At 67.7% G+C, this 12285-nt stretch carries 10 protein-coding genes; 4 read left to right on the plus strand and 6 right to left on the minus strand.

Translation table 11 applies throughout. From position 1 onward, the window contains the following. Positions 1-16: 16 nt before the first annotated feature. A complete protein-coding gene (locus FFS09_RS17465; protein WP_137920175.1) occupies positions 17-1114 on the minus strand; it encodes an aminopeptidase in 1098 nt (365 codons plus the stop codon). Then, positions 1111-3162 (minus strand): molybdopterin-containing oxidoreductase family protein, encoded by a 2052-nt coding sequence (locus FFS09_RS17470; protein ID WP_137920176.1) that lies wholly within the window; start codon positions 3160-3162, stop codon positions 1111-1113. The genes FFS09_RS17465 and FFS09_RS17470 overlap by 4 nt, the downstream gene beginning before the upstream one ends. Positions 3163-3353: 191 nt before the next feature. Here FFS09_RS17470 and FFS09_RS17475 point away from each other — a divergent pair, with 191 nt between their 5' ends. Continuing rightward, a complete protein-coding gene (locus FFS09_RS17475; RefSeq protein WP_137920177.1) occupies positions 3354-4556 on the plus strand; it encodes a M20 aminoacylase family protein in 1203 nt (400 codons plus the stop codon). Further along, entirely contained in the window at positions 4553-5656 is a 1104-nt protein-coding gene (locus tag FFS09_RS17480) for a M14 family metallopeptidase (RefSeq protein WP_137920178.1), read from the plus strand. The genes FFS09_RS17475 and FFS09_RS17480 overlap by 4 nt, the downstream gene beginning before the upstream one ends. 20 nt (positions 5657-5676) lie before the next feature. Here FFS09_RS17480 and FFS09_RS17485 read toward each other — a convergent pair whose 3' ends face one another. The 4 genes from FFS09_RS17485 to FFS09_RS17500 all read right to left on the minus strand — a co-directional run bounded on the left by FFS09_RS17485 (position 5677) and on the right by FFS09_RS17500 (position 8997). Continuing rightward, entirely contained in the window at positions 5677-6453 is a 777-nt protein-coding gene (locus tag FFS09_RS17485; protein ID WP_137920179.1) for a hypothetical protein, read from the minus strand. A gap of 24 nt (positions 6454-6477) precedes the next feature. Continuing rightward, positions 6478-7137: a TetR/AcrR family transcriptional regulator gene (locus FFS09_RS17490; RefSeq protein WP_137920180.1), complete on the minus strand. Its 660-nt coding sequence runs from the start codon at positions 7135-7137 to the stop codon at positions 6478-6480. Positions 7138-7142: 5 nt separating this feature from the next. After that, positions 7143-8384 (minus strand): patatin-like phospholipase family protein, encoded by a 1242-nt coding sequence (locus tag FFS09_RS17495; RefSeq protein ID WP_137920181.1) that lies wholly within the window; start codon positions 8382-8384, stop codon positions 7143-7145. Between the two features lie 115 nt (positions 8385-8499). Continuing rightward, positions 8500-8997, minus strand: coding sequence for a phasin family protein (locus FFS09_RS17500; RefSeq protein ID WP_137920182.1), 498 nt, complete (start codon positions 8995-8997; stop codon positions 8500-8502). A 233-nt stretch (positions 8998-9230) separates the two neighbouring features. Here FFS09_RS17500 and FFS09_RS17505 point away from each other — a divergent pair, with 233 nt between their 5' ends. Together FFS09_RS17505 and argB are read left to right on the plus strand one after the other, a co-directional pair. Beyond that, positions 9231-11216 carry an SDR family oxidoreductase gene (locus FFS09_RS17505; RefSeq protein ID WP_137920183.1) on the plus strand — a complete coding sequence of 662 codons (1986 nt, stop codon included), beginning with the start codon at positions 9231-9233 and terminating at the stop codon, positions 11214-11216. Between the two features lie 64 nt (positions 11217-11280). Beyond that, complete coding sequence (gene argB, locus FFS09_RS17510; protein ID WP_137920184.1) at positions 11281-12177, plus strand: acetylglutamate kinase; 897 nt, start codon at positions 11281-11283, stop codon at positions 12175-12177. The last annotated feature ends 108 nt before the right edge of the window (positions 12178-12285 follow it).

Consider the following 12285-nt stretch of genomic DNA (forward strand, 5'->3'; position numbering starts at 1 on the left):
GTCGTTGGGTTCGTCTTCAGGGCGTCGTGCGCGCGCTGCCGGCCACCATCGTGGTCAGCTGGTTCAACCGGGCGCGCCGTTCTTCCTTGGGCAGCGCCGCCAGCGTGCGCACCGCATCATAGAACCGCGCGAAGTCGCGCCCCTCGCGCTCGAACAGGGCGTCGAACGCGGGCACCAGGCCGTCGTAGGCCGCCTGGGCGGCGAAGCTGGCGTTGTTGGCCTGGGCGACATACGGGTCGTAGGCGGCATAGCCGCTCCATTGCAGTTTGAGGTCGGCATAGGCGCGCCGGAAGTCGCGCATGGCGATGGCTTTGCGTTGGGTCTTGGCCGTGTCGTCGAGCGCGGCATCCTGGTAGATGGCTTGCAGCTCGCGGCGCACCGTGAGGGTGAGGGCGCGAAAGGCGCGGCGGCGCTCGTCGAAGGTGGCGTATTCGGCGCGGGCCTGCTCGGAGGCCTCGCGGGCCAGCCAGCGCGCGCCGCCGAGGCGCTCCACCGTGGTGGCGAAGGATTCGTTGAACTCGGTGTCGCCCTGCGCATAGGCGACCTGGTGCGAGAGCTCGTGGAAAACGAGGCGGGCCAGTTCGCCCTCGGGGTACGCGATGAAGGTGTTGAGCAGCGGATCGCCGCCGGCCCAGTTCATCCAGCCCAGCGTGGAGTAGGCGGGCACCGGGTAGACCGACACCTCCAGCTCGCCGGGCAGGCTGCGCGCGAAGGCGCGGGCATCGCCTTCGTCGAAGTAACCGCGGTAGCCCACGCAGCCGGCCACGGGGAAGCACCAGGTCTGCAGAGTGAGCGAGAGCGCGGGCGCGGCCACCACGTTGTAGACGGCGGCGCGGCGCTGCAGGTCGGCGTAGCGGTGGTAGCTGGCGTTGTCGGGCAGGTCCAGCTCGGTGGCGGCGAAGGCGCGGATGCGCTGCGCCAGTGCGAGCCGCTCCTTCAGGCGCTGCGGCGTGTTCGCGTCGGTCAGCACGTCGTTCACGGGGCGCGCCGCCTGCATGAGCTTCAAATGCCCCGTGACCGACTGCCAGTAGTAGCCCACGCCGGTGGTGCTGGAGCAGCCCGAGCCGAGCAGCACCAGCGCCGCGAGCGCGATGCGGCGCAGCCCGCGTTTCATGCCGCTGCCACCTCGACCAGGCAGTCGTAGAAAACAGGACCGCCGCCCATGTCGGTCAGGTGCTGGCTGGTGACTTCGTTGACGTTGGTGCCATCGGGCCCTAGCTTGCGCCACCAGATGCCCAGGCCGTTGACCACACCCACGCGCGCGCGCCGGGACACGCTGGCCTTGCAGCGGTATTCGCCGCGTGCGTTGAACACGCGCACCATCTGGCCGCTCTGGATGCCGCGCGGCGCGGCGTCGTCGGCGTGGATTTCCAGCACCGGCTCGCCTTCGATGTCGCGCAGGCTGGTCACGTTGACGAAGCTGGAGTTGAGAAAGTTGCGCGCGGGTGGCGAAATCATGGCCAGCGGGAATTGGGTCGAGCTGCCGATGGCCTCGAAGTTGGGCAGGTGGTCGGGCAGTCCGTCCTGGCCCTGCGCCGCGAGCCGTGCGCTGAAGAACTCGCAACGGCCCGAGGTGGTCGGAAAGCCGCCGTCGGCAAACGGCGCCTCGGGCAGGTTCAGCGTGGCAAAGCCTTGGTCGAGCAGTTGTTGAAAGTCCACTGCCTTGCCATCAAACGCGGTGCGGCACAGCGTGAGGTCGTCGTCGGCAAAGCAGGGGTCGTCCAGGCCCATGCGCGCGGCCAGGGCGCGGAAGATGTCGGTGTTGCTGCGGGCCTGGCCCACGGGGTCGATGGCCGGGCGGTTGAGCAGCACGTCGGTGTGGCCGTAGCTGGTGTGGATGTCCCAGTGTTCGAGCTGCGTCGTCGCGGGCAGCACGTAGTCGGCGTGGTCGGCCGTGTCGGTCTGGAAGTGCTCCAGCACCACGGTGAAGAGATCCTCGCGCGCGAAGCCTTGCACCACCTTGGCCGACTCGGGCGCGACCGCCACCGGGTTGCTGTTGTAGACGATCACCGCCTCCACCTTCGGGCCGAACTCGGCCGAGCTCTCGCGCAGCAAGTCGTTGCCGACGGTGCTCATGTTGAGCGTGCGTGTGCGCCGCCCGGCCAGCAGGTCGGGCCGCTGCAGCGCCGCGCGTTGCACCGGAAAGAACCCCGAGGCCGAGAGCAGCAGGCCACCGGCGGGTTCGCGCCACGCGCCCACCAGCGCGGGCAGGCAGGCGATGGCGCGCACCGCGTTGCCGCCGCCGCGCACGCGCTGCATGCCGTAGTTCAGGCGGATGGCGGCCGGCTTCGTGGTGCCATAGGCGCGCGCGAGGTCGACGATCTGCTGCACGGGAATGCCGCAGACCTCGGCCGCGCGTTCGGGCGGCCATTGCAGGGCGCGCTCGCGCAGGCCTTCCCAGCCCAGGGTGTGGCGTTCGATGTAGCCGTGGTCCAGCCAGTCGTGGGTGATGAGCTGGTGCATCAGCGCCAGGGCCAGCGCGGCGTCGGTGCCCGGGCGCAGCGCGATGTGCTCGTGGCATTTGTCGGCCGTCTCGGTGCGGCGCGGGTCGATGCAGACCAGGCGCGCGCCATCGCGCTTGGCCTGCTGCGCCAGGCGCCAGAAATGCAGGTTGCTGCCGATCGAGTTGCTGCCCCAGATCAGGATCAGCTTCGATTGCGCGAAGTGCTCCACCTTCATGCCGACCTTGCCGCCCAGCGTCTGCACCAGGGCTTCGCCGCCCGCCGACGAGCAGATCGTGCGGTCGAGCAAGGACGCGCCGAGGCGGTGAAAGAAGCGCCCGGCCATGGCCTCGCCTTGCACCAGGCCCATGGTGCCGGCGTAGCTGTAGGGCAGGATGGCCTGCGGGTCGCGCGCGGCGATGGCGCCCAGGCGTTGCGCGATGTCGTCCAGCGCCTCGTCCCAACTGACCGGCTCGAACTGGCCGCTGCCTTTGGGGCCGCTGCGCTTGAGCGGCGTGAGCAGGCGTTGCGGGTGGTAGGTGCGTTCGGTGTAGCGCGAGACCTTGGTGCACAGCGCGCCGTCGGTGTGGCGGTGGGCCGGGTTGCCCGTGACGCGCACGGCCACGCCCTGGTGGTCCACCTGGGTGACCAGAGCGCAGGTGTCGGGGCAGTCGTGCGGGCAGGCGCCGCGCACATCGCGGCTGGTGGTGGTGGGCGTCATGGGGGGATCGGTCGTGGTTCGCCACCATGATATTCGTGCGCCCCGGCTTGTGCATGCGGGTATCCGTGCACGGCGGCGGCAGTACCCCGCCGAGGCGCCGGGGTGTCGCCCAGGGGGTCGCCGCTGGCGGTGGCCTTGGGTACCATGACCGCTTTGAATCAGGTGCCTTGCAGGCACCGAGAGGCTTTCCCATGAAACTCATCGACTCCATCCTCACCCAGGCGGCGGGCATCGCCGCGGTGCGGCGCGACATCCACGCCCACCCCGAACTCTGTTTTGAAGAAGTGCGCACCGCCGACGTGGTGGCCGCCAAGCTCACCGAGTGGGGCATTCCGGTGCACCGCGGCCTGGGCACCACGGGCGTGGTCGGCACCGTGCACGGCCGCGATGGCGGCAAGAGCGGGCGCGCGATCGGCCTGCGCGCCGACATGGACGCCCTGCCCATGCAGGAGCACAACAGCTTCGCCCACGCCAGCCAGCACGCGGGCAAGATGCACGCCTGCGGCCACGACGGCCACACCGCCATGCTGCTGGCCGCCGCGCAGCACTTCGCGAAGCACCGCAACTTCGACGGAACGGTCTACCTGATCTTCCAGCCGGCCGAAGAGGGCGGTGGCGGCGCGCGCGAAATGATCAAGGACGGCCTGTTCGAGCAGTTCCCGGTCGAGGCCGTGTTCGGCATGCACAACTGGCCGGGCATGGCGGTGGGCAGCTTCGCCGCGAGCCCGGGGCCGGTGATGGCGTCGAGCAACGAGTTCCACATCGTCATCCGCGGCAAAGGTGCGCACGCAGCGCTGCCGCACAACGGCATCGACCCGGTGCCGGTGGCCTGCCAGATGGTGCAGGCGTTCCAGACCATCGTCACGCGCAACAAGAAGCCGCTGGACGCGGCGGTGATCTCGGTCACCATGATCCACACCGGCGAAGCCACCAACGTGGTGCCCGACAGTTGCGAGATCCAGGGCACGGTGCGCACCTTCACCAACGACGTGCTCGACCTGATCGAGCGGCGCATGCAGGAGATCGCCGAGCACACCTGCGCGGCATTCGGCGCCACGGTGGAATTCCAGTTCAAGCGCAACTACCCGCCCACCATCAACCACCCCGCCGAAACCGCGTTCGTGCGCGAGGTGCTGGCCGAGATCGTGGGCGCGGAGCAGGTGGTGGACCAGGAGCCCACCATGGGCGCGGAAGACTTCGCCTACATGCTGCAGGAGCGCCCGGGCTGTTATGCCTTCATCGGCAACGGCGATGGCGCGCACCGCGAGATGGGCCATGGCGGCGGGCCGTGCATGCTGCACAACCCGAGCTACGACTTCAACGACGACCTGCTTCCGCTGGGGGCAACGTTCTGGGTGCGCCTGGCCGAGAAGTGGCTGGGCAGCGCCCGATGATCGCGCCGCAGGACGGCTTCTCGCCTTCGTATGCGAGGGCTCGGGTGCGCTTCCTCGAAGGGGCTGCGGCCGCCGGCATGGCGATCACCAGCCACAACCATCCACTGCCGGGCCGCGATGGCGAGACCCTCGCGATGGACGTGGCGCTGGACGGCCCGCCCGATGCCGAGCGCCTGCTGATCGTCAGCAGCGCCTGCCACGGTGCGGAAGGTTTCTGCGGTTCGGGCGTGCAGGTGTTTGCCGCGCACGACGCCGAGTGGCGCGAACACGCGCGCGCCGCCGGTGTGGCGGTGCTCTACATCCACGCGCTCAACCCGCACGGTTTTTCGTGGCTGCGCCGGGTGACGCACGAGAACGTTGACCTCAACCGCAACTTCCAGGACTTCAGCCAGCCGCTGCCGGTGAACGCGGCCTATGCGGAACTGCACGACCTGCTGCTGCCCGCGCAGTGGCCGCCCGGGCCGGAGAACGTGGCGGCGGTCCAGGCGTACATCGATCGGCATGGCCTCGCGCGTTACCAGGCGGTGGTGACGCAGGGTCAGCACGCGTTTGCCGATGGCTTGTTTTTTGGCGGCACCGCGCCGACCTGGAGCAACCAGACCTTGCGCGCCGTGTTGCGCCGCCATGGATCGAAGGCGCGGCACCTGGGGTGGATCGACTTGCACACGGGCCTGGGAGAAAGCGGTGTGGGCGAGCGCATCTTCGCGTGCCGGGACGATGCGGCTGCTTTGGAGCGCGCGCGGGCGTGGTGGGGTGGTGGGGGACAAACACCGATCACGTCGATCTACGACGGAACGTCCACCTCGTCCTTGCTCACCGGCCTCATGTGGTGCGCCGCCTACGAGGAATGCCCGCAGGCGGAGTACACCGGGATTGCGCTGGAGTACGGCACGCTGCGCATCAACGAGATGATCGATGCGCTGCGCGCCGATCATTGGCAGCACCTGCACCCGGAGGCGTCGCCCGCGTTGCGGGCAGCGATCAAGCGGCAGGTGTTGGCGGCGTTCTATGTCGATACGGATGTGTGGAAAGCGCAGATCGTGGTGCAGGCGCGGCAGGCCTTGTTCCAGGCGGTGGAGGGGCTTGCTGCCTCTGCCTGAGGTTGTGGGTCAACGCCCCCTCACTCCTCCAGCACCACCCGCGCTGACGCCGCGCACAAGCGCTCCGCCTCATCCAGCGGCTCGATCGACGCCACGCGGTCCAGCAGACGGCTGGCCTCGGGCATCGCATCCGCGCCCTCCAGCATCAGCAGGCCATTGGCGTACTCCGTCAAGGTCGTGATCGCATCGGGGTTGAGGACCATGGCCTGCTGGTACATCGCCAGGCCCTCGGCCTTGCTGGCGCCATAGGTCATGCGCCCGACCACGGCGCCCACCTTGTCGATCACTTCGGCGTGGAAGGCGGCCAGGGCCAGGTGCGCGTCGGCATGTTGAGGGCAGCGTTCAATGGCAGCCTCCAGCGCCGTCTTCACGCGCGACCCCAAGCCCTGTGTGAGGGCCTTGGCCACGCTGATGCTCTGGATGTGGCGGCCCAGGGGGTAGGCCTGCCAGAACCACGCGCCGGGGTTGTCCGGGTGCCGCTTTTGCAAGGCCTTGGCGCGCGCCGCCGCTTCGAGCAGCAGGTCTTGCCGGGCCTGCTCGCGCGGCTCCAGGTAGTTGGCGTAGATGCTGGTGGCCTTGTTGGCCACGTTCATGCCGGCGTCGCCCAACGCCAGGCCGGCCTCGGTCGCGCGCTGGAATTCGCCGTTGTGAAACGCCAGCCACGCGTTCTGCAAGGCAGGGTCTTCGGGCCAGGGCTCGGCGTCGCCCCGGTGCAAGCGGCTCCAGAGGCTCGAGAGCCGCTCGATGTTCAGCCGGTCGTCATGTCCTGTGAGGGTGGATGCGGTCCATTGGGCCATGGCGTGGGTCTCGCTGAAGGTCGTTCAGGTTTGTGCACCGTAGGCGCCGGTGAGCGTCATCAGGTGTTGCCGTTGTGAGGTTTCAAGGTAGGGCGCCAGCAGGTTGAGCACGTGGCAGGCCCCGCGCAGCAGCGCTTGTTGTGCGTTGTCGGGCTCCAGCGCGTTGCGCGGGTCGCGCACGTACTCGAAGCTCAACCAGTAGGTGAGCACCACCACCATGCTGGTGGCGGTGGGCTCGGTTTCGCGCGCGTCGATGCGCACCGCGCCGTTGCGGCCCATGCCGTCGAGCAATTGGCGGATCGCGCGCGACTTGTTCTTCAACACGGCCTGGAAGCGCGTCTCCAGCAGCCGGTTCTTCGACAACAGATCGTTGAGGTCGCGGTACAGGAAACGGTATTCCCAGATCAGCTCGAACAGCGAGTGCAGGAAGAACCACGCGTCCTCCACATTGCGCACGCCGTCGCTGGCGCTCAACAGCTCGCCCAGGGCGCGCTCATAGCGCTCGAACAGCGAGTTGATCAGCTCGTCCTTGGCCGGGTAGTGGTAGTACAGGTTGCCGGGGCTGATGCCGAGTTCGGCCGAGATCAGCGTGGTCGACACGTTGGGCTCGCCGAAGCGGTTGAACAGCTCCAGCGTCACCTCCAGGATGCGCTCGGCGGTGCGTCGTGGGGCTTTTTTGGTCATGCTGCTCAGCGGCTGTGGGCGGGCGTGGCCTGGCGTTCCAGGTGCCGCTGCAGGTCGTCGAGCGTGGCGTGCAGCCGCGCGCCCAGGGGGCTGCGGGCGCGCGGCGTGCGACCCAGCAGGTGCAGCGCGGGGTCGCGCAGGGCACGCAGGTTCAGCGTCACGCCATGGCGCGCCAGCTGAGGGGCCAGCGTGGTCTGGCGGTCCAGCAGCATGCGGCGTGTTTGCTGGTACGCGTGTTCGGCAATCTCCCGGCGCTGGCGGTAGCCGAAGGTGTTGGCGAAGAACAGCGTGGCGTCGCGCTGATCGGGTTCGATCAGCACCACGTCGGTGTCGGGATACGCGCGCTCGTAGTGCTTCATGCCCAGTTCCAGGCGCGAGTGGATCATCGAGCGGAAGGTCTGGCTCATCACCGCGGGCAGGCCGCCTTCCACCAGCGAAGGGATGCGGCGGCCATCGTGCAGGCTGGGGTTGGTGTGAAAGGGCACCAGCGGGTTCAGGCACAACAGCAGGTCGGTGCCTTCGTCCAGCGCCACGGTGGCGTGCAGGGTTTTCTTGAGCGCGCCGTCGACGTAGTGATGGCCGCCAATTTCCACCGGCGGGAACAGGCCCGGCAATGCCGCGCTGGCCTGGATGGCGCGCGAGATCGGCACGTGGTCCCAGCCGGGGCGGCCGAACGGGGCCGCGTCGCCGGTGTCGAGCTGGGTGGCCACGAGCGTGAGGCGCGTGCGCAGTTGGCGAAAATCGTTGCTGCGCCCCGGTTGGCTGAACAGGCGCGCGAGTTGTTCGTGGATACCTTCGTTGTCGAGCACGCCGGTGGGCAGCGCCGCCCCCACGCGCTCGAAGGCGGTGGTGAAGCGCTTGCCTTGCGCGCCCCAGGCCCACAGCGCACCGCCGATCAGGCCCGGCAAGCGTTGCAGCCGGGCGCCGAACTCACCCCACGCCGGCTTGAGCAACCACGACGGATCGAAGTTGTCGTCGCCCAGGTGGTCTTCAATGAAGGCCTCGCAGAGCTGGCGCGGGCGGATGCCATTGGCCAGACCCGCGGCGATGAAGCCGCCGGCGGACACGCCGACATAGTGCTCGCAGGCATTGAGGTCCAGGCCCTGCAGGCCATCGTCCAGGGCGCACAGCGCGCCGATTTCGTAGATGGCGCCGAGCGGCCCGCCACCAGCCAATGCCAGCGCGATGCGGGGACGGCGTGCCTTCTGTGCGGTGCTGCGAGGAGTGGCTTTGCGAGACGTCGTCATGCGTTTGAGTGTAGACCGGCGAAACCGGTGATCGTGTTGCGTTGCAGCATGCGCGGCGGGCGCAAAAAAGGGGCGTCAAGCGCCCCTGTTTCTTGTGATGCGCCGCGGCCCGCGGTCATCGTGTGCTCTTGCGTGCCGCGGTCTTCTTGGCGGGTGCCGCTTTCTTCGCGGCGGTTTTTGCAGGTGCCTTTCCGGTCAGGCTTTGCACGTGCTGGTTCAGCGCGTCGATGCGTTCGATCAGCGCGTCCACGTCGCGCGCGGAGGGCACGCCCAGCTTGTTCAAGGCCTTGGCCACGCGCTCTTCGAAGATGTTCTCCAGCTTGTCCCACTGGCCCTGGGCCTTGGAGGAGATGTCGGTGGCCATGCTGCTCACGCGGTTGGTGGCTTCGCTGATGCGCTCTTCGGCCACGGCCTGTGTCTTGCGCTGAATCGTCAGGCCTTCCTTCACGAGCGATTCGAAGGCCTTGCCGCCTTCTTCCTGCGCCTTGGAGAATGCGCCCAGGCCGGCCAGCCAGATCTGTTGCGCGGAGTCCTTGATGGCGCCCGACAGTGGGGAGTTGAAGCCGGCAGCGGTGGTTTTGGCGCTGTCGGTTTTCTGGATTTTCTTGACCATGGGGATGCTCCTGTGGTGGTTGCGAAAGCGGGGCAGGGCGGGCATGCCGTCCAAACGTCTGGGCACTGTACGGGCCGTGCGCCCCGCCTGTGTAGGGGCGCGCGACTAAACGCGCCCCGCTGTGGGCGGCGCCTCACGCGGGTTTTTGCGGAAGGCGGCGGCAGCCTTCCTGGTCAAGAATGCCGGACGCTCTTTGCGCTCCCTGCCCAACATCAAATTTCAGGAGATCCTTCATGCAGTACTTCGTCACAGGTGCCACCGGCTTCATCGGCAAACGTCTGGTGGCCAAGCTGCTGCAGCGCAAAGGGTCGGTGGTGCACTTCCTGATCCGCCAGGAGAGCGAGGGCAAGGTGGCCGGGCTGCGCGAAGTCTGGGGCGTGGGCGCGGCGCGCGCGGTGCCGGTGTTTGGTGACCTCACGTCGAAAAAGCTCGGCGTGTCGGCCGACGAGGTGAAGGCGCTCAAGGGCCAGATCGATCACTTCTTCCACCTCGCCGCCGTGTACGACCTCGAGGCCGACGAAGAAAGCCAGATCGCGGTGAACGTGGACGGCACGCGCAACACGGTGGAGTTCGCCAAGGCGATCGGCGCGGGCCACTTCCACCACGTGTCGTCGATTGCCGCTGCCGGCCTGTACGAAGGCGTGTTCCGCGAAGACATGTTCGACGAGGCGGAGAACTACGAGCACCCGTACTTCATGACCAAGCACGAGAGCGAAAAGATCGTGCGCCAGGAATGCAAGGTGCCGTGGAGCGTGTACCGCCCGGCCGCCGTGGTGGGCGACTCGCGCACCGGCGAGATGGACAAGGTCGACGGCCCGTACTACTTCTTCAAGCTGATCCAGCGCATGCGCCAGATCCTGCCGCCCTGGATGCCCAGCGTGGGCCTGGAAGGCGGACGCATCAACATCGTGCCGGTGGACTTCGTGGTCGACGCGCTCGACCACATCAGCCACCAGAAACGCAGCAGCGGTTCGTGCTTCCACCTGGTGGACCCCATGGGCTACCGCGTGGGTGACGTGCTCGACATCCTGAGCAAGGCCGCGCATGCGCCGAAGATGAACCTGTTCGTCAACGCCGCGCTGATGGGCTTCATCCCCAAGAGCGTGAAGAAGGGCCTGATGGCGCTCGCGCCGGTGCGCCGCGTCTACAAGGCCGTCATGCAGGACCTCGGCTTGCCCGAGGACATGATGACCTTCGTCAACTACCCCACGCGCTTCGACTGCCGCGACACGCTGGCAGCGCTCAAGGGCAGTGGCATCGCCTGCCCCAACTTCAAGGACTACGCCTGGCGGCTCTGGGACTACTGGGAGCGCCACCTCGACCCCGACCTGCACATCGACCGCAGCCTGAAAGGCACGGTCGCCGGCAAAGTGGTGCTGGTCACCGGCGGCAGCTCGGGCATCGGCCTGGCGGCGGCGCACAAGTTTGCCGAAGCCGGCGCGGTCACCATCATCTGCGGGCGCGACCAGGACAAACTCGACGAGGCCTGCAAGGAAGCCAAGGACAAGGGCTACCAGTTCATCGCCTACGCGGCCGACATCGCCGACATGGCCGATGCCGATCGGTTCGTGCAACTGCTGATCCAGAACCACGGCGGTGTCGATTTCCTCATCAACAACGCCGGCCGCTCGATCCGCCGCGCCATCGAAGGCAGCTACGACCGCTTCCACGATTTCGAGCGCACCATGCAGCTCAACTACTTCGGTTGCCTGCGCGTGACCATGGGCTTTCTGCCCGGCATGGTGGCCAAGAAGAAGGGCCACGTGGTCAACATCAGCTCCATCGGCGTGCTCACCAACGCGCCGCGTTTCTCGGCCTACGTGGCGAGCAAGTCGGCGCTGGACGCGTGGACGCGCTGCGCCTCCAGCGAGTTCGCCGACCAGGGCATCACCTTCACCACCATCAACATGCCTCTGGTGCGCACACCCATGATCGCGCCGACCCAGATCTACAAGAACGTGCCCACGCTGGCGCCCGAAGAGGCGGCCGACATGATCGCGCAGGCCTGCATCTTCAAGCCGGTGCGCATCGCCACGCGCCTGGGCATCACCGGCCAGGTGATGCACGCGCTGGTGCCGCGTGTGGCGCAGATCGTGATGAACACGAGTTTTCGCATGTTCCCCGACTCGTCGGCGGCCAAGGGTGAGAAGGGCGCGAAATCGCAGTTGTCGGCCGAAGCCGTCGCGATGCAGCAGATGATGCGCGGAATCCATTTCTGAGGGCGGGGCGCGTCATGCGTCGGCCCTAGAATTCCGCTTTTGACCGCATCCTAGGAACCGCCGCATGACCACGCCCGCCGACATCACCTCCCTCGCCCCGCGCGACAAGGCCGAAATCCTTGCGCAGGCGCTGCCGTACATCCGCAAGTACCACGGCAAGACGATGGTCATCAAGTACGGCGGCAACGCCATGACCGACCCGGCGCTGCAGCAGGACTTCGCCGAAGACGTGGTGCTGCTCAAGCTGGTGGGCATCAACCCGGTGGTGGTGCACGGCGGCGGGCCGCAGATCGAGACCCTGCTCAAGCGTCTGGGCAAACAGGGCCAGTTCATCCAGGGCATGCGCGTGACCGATCCCGAAACCATGGAGGTGGTGGAGTGGGTGCTGGCTGGCGAGGTGCAGCAGGACATCGTGGGCCTCATCAACCAGGCCGGTGGCAAGGCGGTGGGCCTGACCGGCCGCGACGGCGCCATGATCCGCGCGCGCAAGCTGCGCATGACCGACCAGAAAGACCCGAACCTGGAACACGACGTGGGCCAGGTGGGCGACATCGTGAGCATCGATGCAGCCGTGGTGAAGGCCCTGCAGGACGACCAGTTCATCCCCGTCGTCAGCCCGATCGGCTTTGGCGAGCACAACGAGAGCTACAACATCAACGCCGACGTGGTGGCCGCCAAACTCGCCACCGTGCTGCAGGCCGAGAAGCTGCTCATGCTCACCAACATCCGCGGCGTGCTCGACAAGGAAGGGCAACTGCTGACCGAACTCACGCCGCGCCGCATCGACGAGCTGGTGAACGACGGCACCATCTCCGGCGGCATGATCCCCAAGATCGCCGGCGCGCTGGACGCGGCCAAGAGCGGCGTGCACGCGGTGCACATCATCGACGGGCGCGTGCCGCACGCGCTGCTGCTCGAAGTGCTCGGCAACGAGCCCTTCGGCACGATGATCAAATCATGAGCCACAACGCCCCCGGTTCCGGAGCGAGCAAGCTGCTCCAGGGCTCCCGAGGATCCGGCTTCGCCGGTTCCAGGGTGCGTCCCCCTCAGGGGGAACGCGCGAAGCACG

It is taken from the genome of Hydrogenophaga sp. 2FB, from assembly GCF_005503365.1.
Taxonomy (GTDB): Bacteria; Pseudomonadota; Gammaproteobacteria; order Burkholderiales; family Burkholderiaceae_C; genus Hydrogenophaga.

Bases quoted from the DNA above. Each gene is read 5' to 3' on its own strand.
- FFS09_RS17465 (WP_137920175.1), bottom strand. From the start codon at position 1,114: ATGAAACGCGGGCTGCGCCGCATCGCGCTCGCGGCGCTGGTGCTGCTC.
- FFS09_RS17470 (WP_137920176.1), bottom strand. From the start codon at position 3,162: ATGACGCCCACCACCACCAGCCGCGATGTGCGCGGCGCCTGCCCGCAC.
- FFS09_RS17475 (WP_137920177.1), top strand. From the start codon at position 3,354: ATGAAACTCATCGACTCCATCCTCACCCAGGCGGCGGGCATCGCCGCG.
- FFS09_RS17480 (WP_137920178.1), top strand. From the start codon at position 4,553: ATGATCGCGCCGCAGGACGGCTTCTCGCCTTCGTATGCGAGGGCTCGG.
- FFS09_RS17485 (WP_137920179.1), bottom strand. From the start codon at position 6,453: ATGGCCCAATGGACCGCATCCACCCTCACAGGACATGACGACCGGCTG.
- FFS09_RS17490 (WP_137920180.1), bottom strand. From the start codon at position 7,137: ATGACCAAAAAAGCCCCACGACGCACCGCCGAGCGCATCCTGGAGGTG.
- FFS09_RS17495 (WP_137920181.1), bottom strand. From the start codon at position 8,384: ATGACGACGTCTCGCAAAGCCACTCCTCGCAGCACCGCACAGAAGGCA.
- FFS09_RS17500 (WP_137920182.1), bottom strand. From the start codon at position 8,997: ATGGTCAAGAAAATCCAGAAAACCGACAGCGCCAAAACCACCGCTGCC.
- FFS09_RS17505 (WP_137920183.1), top strand. From the start codon at position 9,231: ATGCAGTACTTCGTCACAGGTGCCACCGGCTTCATCGGCAAACGTCTG.
- argB (WP_137920184.1), top strand. From the start codon at position 11,281: ATGACCACGCCCGCCGACATCACCTCCCTCGCCCCGCGCGACAAGGCC.